Consider the following 18,292-nt stretch of genomic DNA (forward strand, 5'->3'; position numbering starts at 1 on the left):
AATAAAAAGTGCGGTTAATTTACTCACCGCACTTTTCGTTTTTATAACGCTTTAATCCGTTCGCATTGAGCGTTGAGTTTGGCAAGGCCATCTTGGTAGTCAGCCATTTTGGCACGTTCTTTTTCAATTACTTGCGCCGGAGCTTTGGCGACGAAGCCTTCGTTGGCGAGCTTTTTCTCGATGCGCTCAATCTCTTGCTGATATTTTGCGATCTCTTTGTTCAAGCGAGAAAGTTCAGCCTCTTTGTCGATGAAACCGGCCATTGACACCAGTACTTCCACATTACCGACTAATTTAGCAACCGAGAGTGGCGCGTCAGCATCAGCACTGAGCACTTCAATGCGTTCAAGTTTTGCCATAATTTGCAGCAAAGTGCGGTTATGCTCAAGGGCCCATTGCTCTTGCGCGTTGAGGTTACGCAGCAGCAATTCAAGTGGTTTACTCGGCGGGATGTTTTTCTCCGCACGAATATTTCGCACACTGATGATCACTTGTTTGAGCCACTCAATCTCGCTCACGGCGTCAGCGTCTTCTCTTGTGGCGTCAAACTCTGGGAATGGCTGCAACATAATGGTGTCGGCAGTGATGTTGACCGCACTTTTCACTCGTTGCCAAATCTCTTCGGTGATGAATGGAATAATTGGGTGCGCCAAGCGCAGCAAACCTTCAAGCACTGTGAGCAAGGTGTGGCGAGTGCCGCGTTGTTCAGCCTCGCTGCCGTTTTGCAGCACAGGTTTGGTCAGCTCCAAATACCAGTCACAGAATTGATTCCATGTAAATTCATAAAGCACGTTCGCCGCCAAGTCAAAACGGAATTGATCCAGTGCTTGGCGGAAAGTTTGCACAGTGCGATTAAATTCAGCCAAGATCCAGCGATCAGAAACGGAAAGTTGCCATTCACCACCATTAAATCCGCAATCTTTGCCTTCCGCATTCATCAACACAAAGCGGCTCGCGTTCCACAATTTATTACAGAAATTACGATAACCCTCTAAGCGACTCATATCCCAGTTGATGTCCCGCCCTGTGGAGGCTAGTGCCGCTAGTGTGAAGCGTAAGGCGTCGGTGCCGTGAGCTGCGATACCATTCGGGAAGGCTTTTAGTGTCGCTTTGCCGATTTTTTCTGCTAATTGTGGCTGCATCATATTGGAGGTGCGTTTCGCCATCAAGGAATCCAAATCAATGCCGTCGATCATATCTAATGGATCCAGCACATTGCCTTTCGATTTTGACATTTTTTGGCCATTTTCGTCACGAATAAGCCCTGTCACATACACTTTTTTGAACGGCACTTGCGGTTTGCCGTTGTTGTCTTTAATAAAGTGCATGGTGAACATAATCATACGCGCCACCCAGAAGAAGATAATGTCAAAGCCCGTAATTAACACGCTCGTTGGGTGGAACATCTCAAGCTCACGGGTTTGCTCAGGCCAGCCAAGGGTGGAGAATGTCCACAAGCCAGATGAGAACCAGGTATCCAACACATCGTCATCTTGATGCAAGGCTACATCGGCAGCGAGATTGTATTTCGACCGCACTTCTTCTTCACTGCGCGCCACATACACATTGCCTTCGGCATCATACCACGCAGGAATACGGTGCCCCCACCACAATTGGCGAGAGATACACCAGTCTTGAATGTCACGCATCCATGAGAAATAGAGATTTTCGTACTGTTTTGGCACAAATTCGATTTCACCGTCTTCCACGGCGCGGATTGCCTCTTTTGCTAACGGTGCCACGCTGACATACCATTGGTCGGTCAGCATTGGCTCAATCGGCACGCCGCCACGGTCGCCATAAGGCACTTTCAAATCATGAGGTTGGATTTTTTCCAATAAACCGAGTTGCTCGAACTCTTGCACGATCAATTTACGTGCAGCAAAGCGTTCTAAACCTTGATATTGCGTTGGAATCACCGCCTCATAGTCGTTAATTTCACGCCCTTTGTCGTCAAACACTTCGGCTTGCTCACGAATATCAGCATTCAGTGTCAGCACATTAACCATCGGTAAATTGTGGCGCTTGCCCACTTCGTAGTCATTGAAATCGTGGGCTGGCGTGATTTTCACCACCCCTGTTCCAAATTCACGATCCACATAGTCATCCGCCACAATTGGAATTTCACGGTTCACCAGCGGTAATAATACGGTTTTGCCGATCAAGTTTTGATAACGCTCGTCATCAGGGTGAACGGCAACTGCGGTGTCACCTAGCATGGTTTCAGGGCGTGTGGTGGCCACCACTAAGTAATCCAAACCTTCAGCCGTTTTCGCACCGTTGGCGAGCGGATAGCGGAAATGCCATAGGTTGCCTTTCGATTCTTTGTTTTCCACTTCGAGATCTGAAATGGCGGTGTGCAGTTTTGGATCCCAATTAACTAAGCGTTTGCCACGGTAAATCAAGCCTTCGTCATACAGGCGGACAAAGACTTCTTTCACCGCATCGGACAAGCCCTCGTCCATCGTGAAACGCTCACGTTCCCAATCCACCGAATTACCGATACGGCGCATTTGTTTGTAAATAGTGTTGCCTGATTGCGCTTTCCAATCCCAAATGCGGTCGATAAAGGTTTCACGGGTGAAATCGTGGCGAGTTTTACCCTCTTCGGCGGCGATTTTTCGCTCCACCACCATTTGGGTGGCGATGCCGGCGTGGTCTGAGCCAACTTGCCATAAGGTGTTATCGCCTTGCATACGATGATAGCGGATCAACGTGTCCATTAAAGTTTGCTGAAACGCGTGCCCCATGTGCAAGCTGCCTGTCACATTCGGTGGCGGAATGGCAATGCTGTAACTTGGGCGGCCTGCATCATAAGACGGCTTAAAATAGCCTTGTTGTTCCCAGTGTTGGTAAAGGCGTTGTTCAATATTTTTGGGATTATAGGTGGTTTCCATAGCGTTTTCTTATTCGTTGTCGTTGTTCGGTGTCTGTGTCGTTAAGGCAAAGCCTAACTGACGATAATGTTTATAGCGTGCCCGTGCTTGAGCTTTTTGCTCATCGGCGGCAGGCACAAAATCATAGACGATGTTAAAATGCGCAGCAAAATCAGGCACATTGGGCTGAAGCACAATCAACACATCACGGCGCTGGCTATTGCGCTGGCTGCCCCATGCCAGCTCAATCGGTGTGGCATAGGTGGTGATTTCGCCTGATAAATTATGCGGCACAAACGCATCCGCATCACGCGCCCACAGCGCATCATCAAGTTTGAGTGCTTGCGCCTCACTGTCACAGGCCACCAGCACACGCTTGCCCTCCCGCCACTGTGCGGCACACAACTCACAGGCCACACGCTCTGCTTGCGTTAAATCCTGCCCATCGTCGGCGGAAAGAATGTAAAATTGCGCTTGTTTTGCCATTGTGTTCTCACTTGATCAAAAGTGCGGTATGCCCCTTTGCGTAATCAGTCATTTTACCCAAAAAGCCGTCAAACATAAAGCAAAAGCCGCCACAGCAGACCGCAAAACCGCACTTTTGTTGAGAATTATTATCAACTCTCTAGACTTTACACCGCACTTTGCTACTATAAGCCAAAATAACCAAGGAGCGCCGATGTCAAACCATTACCCGATCACCAAACTGATTTCACAACCCATTGTTAGCAAACTCACCACCGAGCAAGCCGCGCTGCGCGATGAGATTCTCCAGCGCCTGCTTGCGGGCAAATCGCTGATCTTCACACCACCGCAGCAAGCCATTGTAGCGGAATTGGCGCGCAAAAATGCCCTCGCATTGGATGGCAACACCATCACTGCCGCCTACCCCATTTCGCTCAAACCAACCAACAAACGGGTGATATTAGCCGACGGCCGCAGCGCGTGGGCGATGTGCGCCATTGATGCGCTCGGTTTTCATTATGCTTTTAATCAACCCATTCGGATTGAAAGCCACTGCGAGCACTGCCAAGAGCCGATTGTGCTCACGCTGGAAAAAGGAAAAGTGCAGATCGAACAAGGTGGCGAAGAGATTTATGTGCTGCATACAAATTTAGATAAATATGCCAATTGGTCGTGTAGCTGCTGCAATATTATGCACTTTTTCAACTGCCAACACAGTTTGAATGAATGGCTGGCGCACAATCAACACCTCACCCAAGAAACCTTTGCGATCGATCTCGAAACCGCCAATAAAATTGCTTGGCTGCTCTTCTCACACTAACTCAACTAAACATAACCGCACTTTATGCAAAGTGCGGTTCGCTTTTGATTCAAGTCATGACTTATTGCATTGATAGGAGAATTGATAGCCTTGTCTTTGTTATGATAGGCGCAACGAATAACAGCAAAGCTGTTACTTTTACTCATATCAAAATAAGGACACATTATGACAGACAACAAAAGCAAATGCCCAGTGAGTCACCTCACCACCGACTTTGGCGCCCCCGTTGTAGATAACCAAAACAGTATGACCGCAGGCCCGCGTGGCCCATTGCTTGCGCAAGACGTATGGTTGAATGAAAAACTTGCCAATTTTGTGCGTGAAGTCATTCCTGAGCGCCGTATGCACGCCAAAGGCTCTGGCGCATTCGGCACATTCACCGTCACCCACGACATCACAAAATACACCCGCGCAAAAATCTTCAGCGAAGTGGGCAAAAAAACAGAGATGTTCGCCCGTTTCACCACCGTGGCAGGCGAACGTGGTGCAGCCGACGCCGAGCGCGACATTCGTGGCTTTGCCTTGAAATTCTACACCGAAGAAGGCAACTGGGATATGGTGGGCAACAATACGCCTGTATTCTTCCTGCGTGATCCGCGTAAATTCCCTGATCTCAACAAAGCGGTGAAACGTGACCCACGCACCAATATGCGTTCTGCCACTTATAACTGGGATTTCTGGACATTATTGCCTGAAGCCCTGCACCAAGTGACCATTGTGATGAGTGATCGCGGCATTCCAGCGAGCTACCGCCACATGCACGGCTTTAGTTCACACACCTACAGCTTTATCAATGCGGAAAATGAACGCTTTTGGGTCAAATTCCATTTCAAAACCCAACAAGGCATCAAGAATTTAACTGACGCCGAAGCGGCAGAGTTGATCGGAAAAGATCGTGAAAGTCACCAGCGTGACCTTTACGAAGCCATTGAACGTGGCGACTTCCCGAAATGGACAATGTATGTGCAAATCATGCCTGAAGAAGATGCGGAGAAAGTGCCATATCACCCATTTGATTTAACTAAAGTGTGGCCTCATGGGGATTATCCATTAATTGAGGTGGGCGAATTTGAGCTCAACCGCAACCCTGAGAACTTTTTCTTAGACGTAGAACAATCTGCCTTTGCGCCAAGCAACCTTGTGCCTGGCATTAGCGTTTCACCTGACCGCATGCTGCAAGCGCGCTTGTTCAACTACGCCGATGCGCAACGCTATCGTTTAGGCGTGAACTATCAACAAATCCCCGTAAACCGCGCGCGTTGCCCTGTACACAGTAACCACCGTGACGGCCAAGGTCGCGTAGACGCCAATTACGGCAGCTTGCCACACTATGAACCGAATAGTTTTAACCAATGGCAAGAACAACCGCAATACAAAGAGCCACCATTGAAAATCACAGGTGACGCTGATTTTTGGGATTATCGCGAAGATGATGACGACTACTTCAGCCAACCTCGTGAACTTTTCCGCTTGATGAGCGATGAACAAAAACAAGTGCTGTTTGAAAACACCGCCCGCGCGATGGGCGATGCACCTGATTTCATCAAACAACGTCACATCGACAACTGCACCAAATGCGACCCTGCCTACGGTGCAGGTGTGAAAAAAGCACTTGGTATGTAACCTCGCTGTGCTACATAAAAACCCCACCTAATGGTGGGGTTTTGTTTGAGAAGAGAATAATTAACTAAATCTGATTTGTAGATTTAAATTGATAAACGCCTCGCCTTCAACTTCATAAACATCGCCAAAATCATGTCTTGAAGTAGAAGCTGTTTCATATTTTGTATGATTGAGAAGATAGTTTTCAAAATAATTTCTATTATAAATATGATACGCAAGAACATCACCTGCTTTTGTGACAACAATATAACCGCCATTGGCTTCGTCTTGACCGTTCCATACTGACCCAGGTTTCATTCCTAGCGCAATTGCAGTGAGAAACTTTTTAAATTTATAGCGATAGGCATTCACATTGCCATAATTCATTGGGTTTACTTGTTCTAACTTATCAACCATATCTTTGCAATGAGTAATCCCATCGCGATAAAAATACAAAATAGTTTCAGCGAGTATTTTATCTAGATTACTATCAATCAAAATCAAGTTATCTCGAAACACATCATTATTTAACCTTGAGAACTGTAATCGACCACCTTGATTGATAATTTTTTCAATGCGACCACGAACATCCGTATGCTGACGACCATTACTCATTTTATAAATTCCATTAACTTCTCTTGTGAGATCCAGATTATTACAGTTAACTTTATAGATGAAATTAGTTGTCCGACCTGCATTCAAAAGTGTTGGCTTAGCACCCAATTCAGATTTAATAGAAAAACCAACAGTTGGACGATAACCCGTGTTTATATCTACTATTTCAATTGTGATATCGCTTTTATCTGATGCGGGTGCCGTCAATTTATAACAGGAAATCTCATTCATGAAAAATTGAGTGTGCTCAATTGAAAAAGCGGGATTTCCCTTGATTGAAGTTAATGATCTCAGCAAATATTCAGCTTCGTCAGAAAAACGAGAAGCTGGCATATAATTAATTTTTTTACCGTTCAAATAAACTTCAACAGTATCACCACAAAAATATTCTTTTTTCTCATTGACAATTTCTTCTCTAATAATTTTTATAATAGGAAAAAATATCTTATCCAGTTTATTAAGATCCTCATCGGCAGCGTACAACCGTCCTTCTGAAAGCAATTTTAAAAGCACATAGATTTCAGACCATTCGCCTTTGTTGCCTGTCAACATAACTATCCCCCAAAAAATGAAATCTGTTCACACTTTGATTTTTTGACAGGTTTTGGATGCACATTTTGCTTAATATATTTTTTAATTTCTTCAGCAATGGCCCGAATAACAGGAACTGTTACAGAATTACCAAACTGCTTATACAAGTGTGTATCTGCTACAACCAACTTAAAATCATTCGGAAAGCCTTGCAGCCTCGCCCACTCTCTCGGTGTCATTTTACGAACAAAATTTTTGTTTATTTCACCTTTGATGTGCGTTACAGGTGTAAAATTAGTCAATCGCTTATCAACTATAAGGTTTCTTTCTCTCCCCATTCCACCACAAACCACTGCACCTGCAATGGTATTTAGGGATCTAATCTCATAGCCAAAACCATTTCCTTTTGAAGCATGTCTGGCTTTATGTTTTTCAAGCGAAGTTAGATAAGATGACGATAAATAATATTTCGGTGAAACTTCATTTTCCTCAACAATATCATTAATAACCTTGGTGTCATCTACTTTTTCTGGAAAAGTAAAATCAGCTATAGCAATATCGTTTCTAAACGCTACAATATAGATTCTCTCCCTATTTTGTGGAACACCGAAATCTTTACTATTAAGAACTTTATAAAAAACCTTATAACCCAAATCTTCTAATATTTCACGGATAACTTTAAAAGTACGTCCTCGATCATGATTAACAAGATTTTTTACATTTTCACAAAAAACTAATTTTGGCTTATGATATTTTATAATTCTAGCCACATCAAAAAATAATGTACCGCGAGCATCATCAAATCCTCTTTTATACCCTGCAAGAGAAAAAGCCTGACACGGGAAACCAGCTAATAAAATATCATGCGCAGGAATATCGCTTTCATCAACTTTTGTAATATCTCCAGCAACATCCATACTATCACCAAAATTAGCTTTATATGTTTCGACGGCTTTTTTATCCCATTCGCTTACAAATACAGTGTGAATTTCGCCACCAAATGCCTGGTCAAATCCTAGCCTTATTCCACCAATACCTGCAAACAAATCAATGGATTTATACATCTACACTCCTTCTACACTTATCTTCGATGCTCGCCGAAATCTTATCATCAATTGATAACCAAATAAACCAAAAGGGGAAGCTGTAACCTCGCTGCGCTACATAAAAACCCCACCTAATGGTGGGGTTTTGTTTGAGTTAGAACGCACTGTTGGGCTGTTTGAGGAAGTCTTGTTCTTCTGGTGTCGAAGTGCGGTTTAAAATCGCATTGCGGTGTGGATAACGCCCAAATTGGTCGATAATTGCCTTGTGGCGCAATTCATAATCTAACGTGCGTTCATCTTGCAGCGCCTCAAAATACGGCAATGCTCGCTCATGAATCAAGCGTGATTCGCTGTGCATAAACGGCATTAAGATAAACTTTTTCTGCACAGGGCACAGCGCTACATAGCCTTCTTTTTTCAGCGCTTCTTGTGCCAGCGCCAAGGCAATGTCATCTTGTGCAAAGGCTTGTGGCGTATTGCGATAAATATTGCGTGAAAACTGATCCAGTACAATAATCTCAGCCAGCCGCCCTTCCACTGTGGTGCGCCACTCGGAAAGCTCACAGGCGGACGCTTGCATCAGAACATCAGCAAACTGAGTGCGAATTTGCTCATCAAAAACCGCACTTTTAACAAACCAGTGCGCCTGATTTTTCTCATCAAACCAAAAATCTAATACCGTTTGTGCATCACGATGAACCTGCATACCGCCCCCTTATTTCGTCATTTATTCAGCTCCTATTCAACCACAGAACAGGCATTTTGACAAAAGGTTATACCGCCTTTTTTCACCGCTAAAAGGCCTCGCCACTCACTACTAAAATTGCAACCATTTGATTTTATAAGAAATATGTTATATACTAAAATCCACTGAATAACAGTGGTAACAAAATTAAGGAGCAATTATGAATTGGGATCAAGTCGAAGGTAAATGGGAACAACTTAAAGGCTCTGTGAAAGAAAAATGGGGCAAGTTGACCGATGACGATCTGACTGTGATTGAAGGCAAGCGCGATCAACTTGTAGGCAAACTTCAAGAGCGCTATGGTCTAACTAAAGAAGAAGTGGAAAAAGAACTCAAAGAGTGGGAAGACTCATAATCCGCACGCACACAAATACTCGCTTCGGCGAGTATTTTTTTGTCCGCAGTTTGACCGCACTTTGATAAATTTTGCTATATGTTCACGGCAAAATTGGGTATGATGGCAGATTAATTACAGTTTTATGAAAAGGATAACAAGATGACGCCGGTAATTGCCCTTGTGGGGCGCCCAAATGTGGGCAAATCGACTCTCTTTAACCGATTAACGCGCACTCGCGATGCGTTGGTGGCGGATTTCCCAGGCTTAACTCGCGATCGAAAATATGGACAGGCGCACTTGGCAGGCCATGATTTTATTGTGATTGATACTGGCGGCATTGATGGCAGCGAGGAAGGCGTGGAAGAAAAAATGGCGGAGCAATCGCTGCTGGCCATTGATGAAGCCGATGTGGTGCTATTTATGGTGGACGCCCGCGCAGGGCTAATGCCCGCGGATATTGGGCTGGCGAATTATCTGCGCCAACGTGATAAAACCACCGTGGTGGTAGCGAATAAAACTGATGGCATTGATGCCGACTCTCACTGTGCGGAATTTTATCAGTTAGGCCTTGGCGAGATTGTGCAAATCGCCGCCTCCCAAGGGCGTGGCGTGAACGCGTTGATCGAGCAAGTGCTCGCCCCACTGGCGCAAGAGCAGCTCGCACAAGATGAAAGTGAGCTCGGAGATGATGACGAAGACGATGAGTGGGATGATGAGTTCAACCTTGATGATGACGCGCTGACCGCACTTTTAGAAAACGACGACGAAGAAGACGACCCTGAAGACATTACACAGCGCAATATTAAAATTGCGATCGTAGGCCGCCCCAATGTCGGCAAATCCACCCTGACAAACCGCATTTTGGGTGAAGACCGCGTGGTAGTGTACGATCTGCCTGGCACCACGCGTGACAGTGTCTACATCCCGATGGAACGTGACGGGCAAGAATACACCTTGATCGACACCGCAGGGGTGCGCAAACGCGGCAAAGTGACTTTGGCGGTGGAAAAATTTTCCGTGATTAAAACGCTGCAAGCGATTGAAGATGCCAATGTCGTGCTGTTGGTGATCGATGCGCGCGAAGGTATTTCCGATCAAGATCTCTCCTTGTTGGGCTTTATTCTTAACGCAGGGCGCTCGCTGGTGATTGTCGTGAATAAATGGGACGGGCTGGATATGGACGCCAAAGATCAGATCAAATCTGAGCTTGATCGCCGCTTGGATTTCATTGATTTTGCGCGCGTGCATTTTATTTCCGCGCTGCATGGCTCTGGCGTGGGGAATTTGTTTAAATCGGTGCAAGAGGCCTATGCCTGCGCCATTAAACGCTACTCCACCTCTATGCTAACGCGCATTTTGCAAATGGCAACCGATGAGCATCAACCACCACTCGTATCAGGCCGTCGAGTGAAATTGAAATACGCTCACCCTGGTGGGCATAATCCGCCGATTATCGTCATTCACGGCAATCAGGTGGAAAAATTGCCCGACTCCTACAAACGCTATTTGGCCAACTACTACCGTCGCAGCTTGAAAATTATCGGCACGCCGATTCGCATTCAATTCCAAGAAGGGGCGAACCCTTATGCGGGCAAGCGTAACACTCTTACGCCAACGCAGCTGCGCAAGCGCAAACGGCTGATGAAGTTTATTAAAAAATCGAAGAAAAAATAGCAAAAGGCGAGTTAAAACTCGCTTTTCTTTTGAATATCAATCACCTGACTAGTCACCTGCCCGTGCAGCAAACGTGTGGTAATCACATCACCTGTGCGCAGAGCAAGGGCACTTTTCACGCTGTTGCCGTGGTTGTCTAAAGTGATGGAATAGCCCCGAGTGAGCACTTTCAGCGGGCTGAGATTATCCAGCAACAAGGTGTGTTGCGCAAAGCGATGTTGCTTGGCTTGTAACACGCGATACATCGCATTTTTCAACACCACGCGATATTGCGCAATGCGTTGTTCCTGTTGCATCAATTGATACGGCAAGGGCGATTTCACCAAACGCTGGTGCAAATAAGTGTGTTGCTGCTGTGCTTGTTGCAGGGCGCGCGTCACCGCACTTTGCAATTGCGTATAGGCCTGTTTCAGGCGCACAGATTGCACTTGCAACTGGCGCTTTGGATGCTGCGCGTAAAGCTGCTGTTGCCGCAACACAAATCGCTGTTGGTCGGCTTTTAACTGCGCATTGACCGCACTTTGCATACGCTGCACAAGGTGGCTTAGCTGGGTGTTTTGTTCCGCAAGCAAGCGCTTTGGGTGCTGATGGTTCAAGCGCAACACAAACGTGTGCAGCCGTTGTGCCAAGCGCTCGGTTTGGCGATCAAAAGCAATAAACAGGGTTTGCAGCGCCGTACTGAGTTGACGTTGCAGTGCTTGGCTGTCTTGGCTGACCAATTCTGCCGCCGCCGACGGTGTTGGGGCGCGCAAATCTGCTACAAAATCAGCGATCGTCACATCCGTTTCATGCCCAACAGCACTGATGATAGGAATGTGTGAGGCAAAAATTGCCCGTGCGACCTGTTCTTCATTAAAGCACCACAAATCTTCCAATGCGCCACCGCCACGCCCGACAATCAGCACATCCACCTCTTGGCGCGCGTTGGCCAGCGCAATCGTTTCTGCAATCTCCTCCGCCGCACTTTTGCCTTGCACTGCGGTTGGATACAAAATAATCTCCGTCATGGGGCTGCGACGGGAAAGAATTGTGAGCATATCATGCAGCGCCGCGCCACTTTTTGAGGTGATGATCCCCACTTTATGGCAAAAGTGCGGTAAGGCTTTTTTATACTGCTGTGCAAATAGCCCTTCTGCGGCGAGCATCAGCTTCAGCCGTTCAAATTGCTGCTGTAACAGCCCGTCTCCTGCCATTTGCATTGATTCAATCAAAAGCTGATAATCTCCGCGCGGCTCATACATACTCACCTGCGCGCGCACCAGCACCTGCATACCATTTTCAGGGCGAAACGTCACGCGGGCGTTATTACCACGAAACATCGCGCACCGCACTTGGGCATTTTCATCTTTCAAACTCAAATACCAATGCCCCGAAATCGGTTGCACAAAATTGGAAATTTCGCCTGTCAGCCACACGCGCCCAAGCTGGCTTTCAAGCACGCTTTTGGCGCTGTGGTTGAGTTGCGAAACGCTGTAAATGGTGTCAGCCATCTTAATCCTGCAAAATCAGCCAGCCATTTTCCAGCCAGTTACACAGTGAATCCAGCAGCAGAGTTTGTACCATGTCGTTGTAATCAGGGGCGAAACGTTGCAGCATCTGCCAATCTAACACGCTGCCATTAGCCAGTGAGACCAACACGGCCAGTTCCGTTGGATTTAGCTCATCAAGCCATTCGCCGTTGACATAAAACGCGAAAGGCTGCTCGGTGTAGAGCATTTTGCAATTATTGTCCTGCACGATTCGCGCCCCCTGTTGCAGCGCCTGTGCCAACTCATCAGGGTAATATTCATCATCGCTTTCAAGCAGCTCATAGCGCCGCGTGCTGACCGCGCTAGCCACCGCCTGTTTAAACAATTTGTCAAATTCAGCCGAGTGACTTAATGTTTCCAGCAACTCGCGCTTCATGGCTTGCACCATGTCATCGTCTAATTTGGCCAGCGGTTGCCATTGTGGCGTTAAGCGCAATGGAATTGTGAACTCACTGGCATTAAAGTGCGGTGAGCTGTGGTTAAGCGTGTTGTTAACGCCTTCGAGTAAATCACCCAAATTAGGGTAACGCAAACCAAAGGATACGGTCAGGCAGTCGTCTTGCGCTACGCCGAAATGCGACAAACGTGATGGCACATACAGTACATCGCCCGGCTCCATCACTTCGTCAAAAATCAGCTCGCCCATGTCGTCAAAAATGCGAATCGGCTGATTTTCTTTAAATTCGGTACTCGGATCACACCACTTGCCGAGCTGCCAGCGGCGATGCCCATAGGCTTGCACTAAAAACACATCGTATTCGTCATAATGCTTGCCCACCGAGCCACCCGCTGGCGCGTAAGACACCATAATATCATCACGCTGCCATTGTGGGATAAACTGAAAGGCGTGCCATAGTTCACCGAGTTCTGGCGACCATTGTTCAAGATTTTGCACCAACACGGACCATTTCTCAGGCAAATGCTCAAAATCACTCGCCGCCAATGGGCTAGTTTTCAGCGTCCAGCGTTCTTCACCTTGCTCTACGGTGGTTTGCACCAAACGCGCGGTGACGTCCTCTTGCTGAGCAAGCTCAATAATATCCTGCGGTTCTAACAGTCCTTTAATTTGCGGCAAGCCTTGCTTAATCAACAGGGGCTTTTTCTGCCAATAGTCACTTAGGAAAATTTCTGGGGTAATGCCTTTTGGCAAACATAAATAATCAAATTCAATCATTGTTTCACTCTCAAAAATCGCCACGCTAGCACAAATACGAGGCTTATTGTAAATAACATAAATAATACTAACCCAGCGCCCAAAAGCCAACCTTGTGGGCTGGCAGGCAACGGTAAAAATTCGCCATCAGCCAATGGCAGATGCAGCAATATGCTTGGTGTTAGCAGTAAATATAACACCGCCACCGCTAAAAATGCCAGTGGCGTGGGAAAAGTTAAATCCAGCACAACACACACGCCAAACGCACCTCCCAACACCAGCAAAAACAGCAGACTACATTTGACCGCACTTTGATAGACACCTTCAAGTTTCATCATGTTGGCGCTCTTTTTCAAGTTGCTTTTGTTCACGCTTAAGCGCGCGCTCGCGTGCTTTCTCCGCCTCTTGCTCTAACCGTTGCTGCTCCGCACGTTTGCGACGGATCTCTTTCGGATCAGCCAGCAGTGGGCGATAGATTTCAATGCGGTCACCATCTTGCAACACGTCTGTCAATTTAGCAGGGCGGGCAAAGATACCCAGTGCGTTTTTGCGCAAATCAATTTCGTGAAATTGTTCTAATATGCCAGAACTGAGCACCGCACTTTGAATAGTTGTGCCCTGTTCGACCTGATAGTGCTGTAAAAAGTAGCAATCTGGTCGTGCATAAGCAATTTGAATGCGGATTTTATCAGCCACCGTACACCTCACTTGCCCGCTGTTTGAAAGCTGACACCATTTTTTGTGTTAATTGCTCGAAGATTTTGCCAAATAATTTACTGATTAAAAAGTTAGAAAACTCAAATTCTAGCTGCAAACGAATAATACACGACTGTTCATCTAATGGTTCAAAACGCCACATGCCTTTTAAAAAGCGAAATGGCCCTTCCACCAATTCGATCAAAATTTCACGATTGGGCTGCATGATATTATGCGTTGTAAACTGCTGGCTTATGCCTGCTTTACTGATCACAAGCTCAGCAGTCAGCTCATTTTCACTACGATTGAGCGTGCGTGCCCCCACGCAGCCTGGTAAAAAGTGCGGGTATTGCTCGTAATCATTGACCAATTGATACATCTGCTGCGCACTAAAGTCAACCATAGCAGATTGATTAACCGATGGCATTTGCGATCTCCTTATTATATTCTCGCTAAGCGGCTAGGATTGCACATCAAATAAAAATAAAAACGCGGCATCACCACCCCACTCTTTCGGCGCTTGATGTATCGCGCGCACTTTAGGGTGCTGCACCAGCCAGCGTGGAATTTGCTGCTTGAGTGCATAGGTGCCGTAACCTGTCATAATACTTGCACATGCCACATTTTCTTGCTCACACGCCAGCAACAGTGCGGCCAGCTCTTGCTTGGCTTGTTCACGGGTAAGCCCGTGCAAATCCAAAAATAACTCAGGCTCAAAATCACCGCGGCGCAGCTGTTTTAATAAGTGAGGTTCTTCATTTTCACGCCGATAACGAATGACTGCCCCTTCTTCTAAGTGCGGTTCGTATTGGTCAGAAAAATAAAACAGATTGTCTTGCTTTTGCGCGTCGATCTTCTTCTCACGCTTTTGCGCTATTTTGGGCACTCGTAAACTGTGCGTGTCTTGGCGCAACGCTTTGACGCCACGCACTTGTTCACGAAACAGTTTGATGTCATCATCATCTAAGCTCATCACATCTCTAATTCAATTTAAAAAATCTATTTTACCACGCTCTATGCCTTAATTGCTAAAATGTGATATAACTATGACTTAAAAATGATAATACTCGAGGTACACAATGTCTGAAGAAGAAATGACTTACAATCAAGCACTCATTGAAGAAATGTCTGACGCACCTGTTTATGAAGAGTTACATAATATTCAAGATTATCTACGTTGGGCGTATAGCTGTTTCAATGCCTCCGATATTTACTATGGGCATGGGCAAGATAACGCATGGGACGAAGCCGTACAATTAGTACTATCTTGCTTACACTTGCCGCAAGATGTGCCGCAAGCATTATATTCATCCAACTTAACTTTTCACGAAAAAGATCGTATTTTCAATGCACTAATTAGCCGTATCAGCGAGCGTAAACCGCTTGCTTACATAACCAATCAAGCATGGTTTTGTGGTTTGCCTTTTTATGTTGATGAGCGCGTAATTGTACCTCGATCTCCAATTGGTGAACTGATTCAAGATGGTTTCACCGGCTTGCTGCAAGAAGAGCCAAAACGCATTTTAGATCTCTGTACGGGCAGTGGTTGCATTGCGATTGCCTGCGCTGAGCGTTTCCCCCATGCAGAAATTGACGCTGTGGATCTCTCCAATGAGGCGCTTGAAGTCACCGAAATCAATATTGAAAAACACGATGCATTACAGCAAGTGTTCCCATTGAAATCGGATCTTTTTCAAGCACTACCACAAGACAGCTACAATCTCATTGTATGTAATCCACCTTATGTTGACGCTGAAGATCTCAGTGATATGCCAGCAGAATACGAACACGAGCCGAAAATGGCACTTGAGGCAGGCGATGATGGCTTAGTGTTAGTTAAACGTATTTTAGCGCATGCCGCCGATTATTTAACAGAACACGGCGTATTGGTGTGTGAGGTGGGCAATAGTATGGTGCACTTACAAGAACAGTTCCCGAATGTACCGTTTAATTGGATTCAATTTAAACATGGTGGCGACGGCGTGTTCTCTATCACCCGTGCGCAACTGCTCAACTGTCAAGCCGAATTTCAAGCCTACAAGTAGTACAAAGTGCGGTCAGCTGACCGCACTTTCACATTGAAAAATGATGAAAATCCCCCCTCAACTTGCTATACTTTGCCCCGTTTAGCCAATAGGAAGTCTAGTCATGAATTTTACCGCGATTATCCAAGACTGTGTGAATTTTATGCGCAATCAAAAACAGATGACGCTGTTTTTTATTGTGCTGCAAGCCATCATTGCTTTTACGCTACGCGCATTGCCCCTTGACCCACTGGTTAATGAAACCAATCAAATCAACACCACACAAGCCTTGATTGCGGTGGGTGGACAAATTGCTGTGCTGGTTGTGACATTATGGTTGCTTAACGCCATTATGCAAGTCAGCCGCACCCATCAAATCCACTACGCCAGCGCATTGAGCAACAGTCTCAAGCAGCTGCTGCCGTTTTTATTACTTAACTTTTTCGTTGTGTTGCCCTTTACGCTCGCCATTTTAAGCCTACTCACTGGATCGGGTGGCATTTTAGGCTTGGTTGCAATTTTGCTCGGCGGCTTTATGTTTGTGCGCCTATCCCTTGCACCTTATGCCTATGTGATTGACCGCACTTCCATCAATGCGGCGATGAAAAAAGTGTGGCAACAGGGCACAGGGCGTATGTTTGCACTCTTTTTGTTCACTATCATTGCGTATATTTTTCCAAGTGCAGTCAATTTACAACTCGCGCGCTTAGGAGACTCTGCGCTGGTTGAGGTGCTCACCACCTTAATAAGCTCCACCATTGCGGTTTTTAGTTTGATTTTCACCTACCGCTTTTATCAACAGTTTATGCAACGGAGCGCATAATGAAGCAGTTGATTGAATTTATTCCGCTCATTTTATTTTTTATCGCCTACAAACTCTACGGCGTACAAATCAGTGCAGTGGTGCTCATTGTAGCCACCCTTATCCAGCTCGTCGTGCTGCATCTCAAATTTGGCAAAATTGAAAAATCACAAAAAATCATGGCGATTGCCGTAGTCTTTTTTGGCCTGCTGACCGTCTATTTTAACGATCTCACCTTTTTAAAATGGAAAGTCACTGTGGTATATGCCATTTTTGCAACCGCACTTTTCGTCAGCCAATATGTCTTCCACAAGCCACTGGTCAAAGCGCTGCTCGGCAAAGAGCTGGTGCTGCCTGAATACGTATGGGGCAAGCTCAATCTCGGCTGGGCGATGTTCTTTTTCATGTGTATGGTGCTAAATATCTTCATCAGCCACTATTTTTCTGACGACGCGTGGTATAACTTTAAAGTGTTTGGCATTTTGGGGCTCACCTTGATTGCCACCCTTGCCACGGGCGTCTATTTGTATAAATACCTGCCACAAGAAAGCAACAACAGACACAAGGATTAATCATGGCAAACGAATTTGTAGAAACTCAAGCGGGCGCAAACCCAGGGCGTGTGTCGCGTGGGCGATTGTTGTTACGCACCTTGGCAATGCCGTCGGACACCAATGCCAATGGCGATATTTTTGGCGGTTGGATTATGTCGCAGATGGACTTAGGCGGCGCAATTATGGCAAAAGAAATTGCACAAGGCCCTGTCGTGACTGTATCAGTAGATAAAATCAATTTCATTCGCCCTGTCAGCGTTGGTGATGTTATTTGCTGCTACGGACGTTGTATAAAGGTGGGCAATAGTTCACTCAAAGTTGAGGTGGAAGTGTGGGTAAAAAAAGTTTCTACCGATCCTTTTAATGAGCGCTACTGTGTAACAGATGCAATATTCACTTTTGTCGCCATTGATAAAAATGGTCGTCCACGCCCAATCAATAAAGAAAATAATCCAGAACTTGATAAAGCCATGCGTGAACTTGAAAATGAGGGCTGCTAATAATGTATTATGTTATTTTTGCACAAGATAAACCCAATACTTTAACTCAGCGTTTGGCTGTACGTGAACAGCACTTAGACCGCCTAAGAGCATTGCAAACCGATAATCGCCTATTAGTTGCTGGGCCAAACCCTGCCATTGATGATGAAAACCCACAAGAGGCGGGATTCACGGGTTCTACTGTGATCGCACAATTTGATAGCCTTGAGGCTGCACAACAATGGGCCAAAGCCGACCCCTATGTTGAAGCTGGCGTCTATGGTGAGGTAATCGTCAAGCCGTTTAAACGGGTGTTTTAATTACTCATTCGATCATTATTCGTC

At 46.0% G+C, this 18,292-nt stretch carries 20 protein-coding genes; 9 read left to right on the plus strand and 11 right to left on the minus strand.

The window, feature by feature from the left end; translation table 11 throughout:
- Positions 1 to 41: 41 nt before the first annotated feature.
- Together HPC38_RS00075 and HPC38_RS00080 are read right to left on the minus strand one after the other, a co-directional pair.
- Positions 42 to 2,897 (minus strand): valine--tRNA ligase, encoded by a 2,856-nt coding sequence (locus HPC38_RS00075; RefSeq protein ID WP_208119249.1) that lies wholly within the window; start codon positions 2,895 to 2,897, stop codon positions 42 to 44.
- A 9-nt stretch (positions 2,898 to 2,906) separates the two neighbouring features.
- Positions 2,907 to 3,362, minus strand: coding sequence for a DNA polymerase III subunit chi (locus HPC38_RS00080; protein WP_208119250.1), 456 nt, complete (start codon positions 3,360 to 3,362; stop codon positions 2,907 to 2,909).
- 28 nt (positions 3,363 to 3,390) lie between these two features.
- Between HPC38_RS00080 and merB the strand changes: the two genes are divergently transcribed.
- Together merB and HPC38_RS00090 are read left to right on the plus strand one after the other, a co-directional pair.
- Complete coding sequence (gene merB / locus HPC38_RS00085) at positions 3,391 to 4,161, plus strand: organomercurial lyase (protein ID WP_208119251.1); 771 nt, start codon at positions 3,391 to 3,393, stop codon at positions 4,159 to 4,161.
- Positions 4,162 to 4,326: 165 nt separating this feature from the next.
- Positions 4,327 to 5,784: a catalase gene (locus tag HPC38_RS00090; protein WP_208119252.1), complete on the plus strand. Its 1,458-nt coding sequence runs from the start codon at positions 4,327 to 4,329 to the stop codon at positions 5,782 to 5,784.
- A 60-nt stretch (positions 5,785 to 5,844) separates the two neighbouring features.
- Here the strand turns inward: HPC38_RS00090 and HPC38_RS00095 are convergent, their stop codons facing one another.
- The 3 genes from HPC38_RS00095 to HPC38_RS00105 all read right to left on the minus strand — a co-directional run bounded on the left by HPC38_RS00095 (position 5,845) and on the right by HPC38_RS00105 (position 8,661).
- Positions 5,845 to 6,930 carry an HpaII family restriction endonuclease gene (locus HPC38_RS00095; protein WP_208119253.1) on the minus strand — a complete coding sequence of 362 codons (1,086 nt, stop codon included), beginning with the start codon at positions 6,928 to 6,930 and terminating at the stop codon, positions 5,845 to 5,847.
- A 2-nt stretch (positions 6,931 to 6,932) separates the two neighbouring features.
- On the minus strand, positions 6,933 to 7,973 hold the full coding sequence (locus HPC38_RS00100; protein WP_208119254.1) for a DNA cytosine methyltransferase: 1,041 nt from the start codon (positions 7,971 to 7,973) through the stop codon (positions 6,933 to 6,935).
- Between the two features lie 136 nt (positions 7,974 to 8,109).
- Positions 8,110 to 8,661: a DUF924 family protein gene (locus tag HPC38_RS00105; RefSeq protein WP_208119255.1), complete on the minus strand. Its 552-nt coding sequence runs from the start codon at positions 8,659 to 8,661 to the stop codon at positions 8,110 to 8,112.
- A gap of 199 nt (positions 8,662 to 8,860) precedes the next feature.
- Here HPC38_RS00105 and HPC38_RS00110 point away from each other — a divergent pair, with 199 nt between their 5' ends.
- Both HPC38_RS00110 and der read left to right on the plus strand, forming a co-directional pair.
- Positions 8,861 to 9,055, plus strand: a complete 195-nt coding sequence (locus HPC38_RS00110; protein WP_208119256.1) for a CsbD family protein — start codon at positions 8,861 to 8,863, stop codon at positions 9,053 to 9,055.
- A gap of 141 nt (positions 9,056 to 9,196) precedes the next feature.
- Positions 9,197 to 10,711 (plus strand): ribosome biogenesis GTPase Der, encoded by a 1,515-nt coding sequence (gene der, locus HPC38_RS00115; protein WP_208119257.1) that lies wholly within the window; start codon positions 9,197 to 9,199, stop codon positions 10,709 to 10,711.
- An 11-nt stretch (positions 10,712 to 10,722) separates the two neighbouring features.
- Here der and xseA read toward each other — a convergent pair whose 3' ends face one another.
- The 6 genes from xseA to smrB are packed head-to-tail and all read right to left on the minus strand — an operon-like array spanning position 10,723 to position 15,062.
- Positions 10,723 to 12,201: an exodeoxyribonuclease VII large subunit gene (gene xseA / locus HPC38_RS00120; RefSeq protein ID WP_208119258.1), complete on the minus strand. Its 1,479-nt coding sequence runs from the start codon at positions 12,199 to 12,201 to the stop codon at positions 10,723 to 10,725.
- A gap of 1 nt (position 12,202) precedes the next feature.
- Complete coding sequence (locus HPC38_RS00125) at positions 12,203 to 13,414, minus strand: ribosomal protein uL16 3-hydroxylase (RefSeq protein WP_208119259.1); 1,212 nt, start codon at positions 13,412 to 13,414, stop codon at positions 12,203 to 12,205.
- Positions 13,411 to 13,731, minus strand: a complete 321-nt coding sequence (locus HPC38_RS00130) for a hypothetical protein (RefSeq protein ID WP_208119260.1) — start codon at positions 13,729 to 13,731, stop codon at positions 13,411 to 13,413. The genes HPC38_RS00125 and HPC38_RS00130 overlap by 4 nt, the downstream gene beginning before the upstream one ends.
- On the minus strand, positions 13,718 to 14,089 hold the full coding sequence (locus HPC38_RS00135) for an RnfH family protein (RefSeq protein ID WP_208119261.1): 372 nt from the start codon (positions 14,087 to 14,089) through the stop codon (positions 13,718 to 13,720). The genes HPC38_RS00130 and HPC38_RS00135 overlap by 14 nt, the downstream gene beginning before the upstream one ends.
- The gene (locus HPC38_RS00140) at positions 14,082 to 14,516 is read right to left on the minus strand and encodes a type II toxin-antitoxin system RatA family toxin (protein ID WP_208119262.1); all 435 of its coding nucleotides are present in this window, start codon (positions 14,514 to 14,516) and stop codon (positions 14,082 to 14,084) included. Before HPC38_RS00140 ends, HPC38_RS00135 begins: the two co-directional genes overlap by 8 nt.
- Positions 14,517 to 14,549: 33 nt before the next feature.
- Positions 14,550 to 15,062 (minus strand): endonuclease SmrB, encoded by a 513-nt coding sequence (smrB, locus tag HPC38_RS00145; RefSeq protein WP_208119263.1) that lies wholly within the window; start codon positions 15,060 to 15,062, stop codon positions 14,550 to 14,552.
- Positions 15,063 to 15,183: 121 nt separating this feature from the next.
- Here smrB and prmB point away from each other — a divergent pair, with 121 nt between their 5' ends.
- The 5 genes from prmB (at position 15,184) to HPC38_RS00170 (ending at position 18,268) form a co-directional block, all read left to right on the plus strand.
- Entirely contained in the window at positions 15,184 to 16,134 is a 951-nt protein-coding gene (gene prmB, locus HPC38_RS00150; protein ID WP_208119459.1) for a 50S ribosomal protein L3 N(5)-glutamine methyltransferase, read from the plus strand.
- 103 nt (positions 16,135 to 16,237) lie between these two features.
- On the plus strand, positions 16,238 to 16,936 hold the full coding sequence (locus HPC38_RS00155) for a hypothetical protein (protein ID WP_208119264.1): 699 nt from the start codon (positions 16,238 to 16,240) through the stop codon (positions 16,934 to 16,936).
- The gene (locus HPC38_RS00160; RefSeq protein ID WP_208119265.1) at positions 16,936 to 17,487 is read left to right on the plus strand and encodes a septation protein A; all 552 of its coding nucleotides are present in this window, start codon (positions 16,936 to 16,938) and stop codon (positions 17,485 to 17,487) included. The genes HPC38_RS00155 and HPC38_RS00160 overlap by 1 nt, the downstream gene beginning before the upstream one ends.
- 2 nt (positions 17,488 to 17,489) lie before the next feature.
- Entirely contained in the window at positions 17,490 to 17,969 is a 480-nt protein-coding gene (gene yciA, locus HPC38_RS00165) for an acyl-CoA thioester hydrolase YciA (protein WP_208119266.1), read from the plus strand.
- A 2-nt stretch (positions 17,970 to 17,971) separates the two neighbouring features.
- Positions 17,972 to 18,268 carry a YciI family protein gene (locus HPC38_RS00170; RefSeq protein WP_208119267.1) on the plus strand — a complete coding sequence of 99 codons (297 nt, stop codon included), beginning with the start codon at positions 17,972 to 17,974 and terminating at the stop codon, positions 18,266 to 18,268.
- Positions 18,269 to 18,292: the final 24 nt, after the last annotated feature.

Source organism: Spirabiliibacterium pneumoniae (assembly GCF_014884995.1).
GTDB lineage: Bacteria > Pseudomonadota > Gammaproteobacteria > Enterobacterales > Pasteurellaceae > Spirabiliibacterium > Spirabiliibacterium pneumoniae.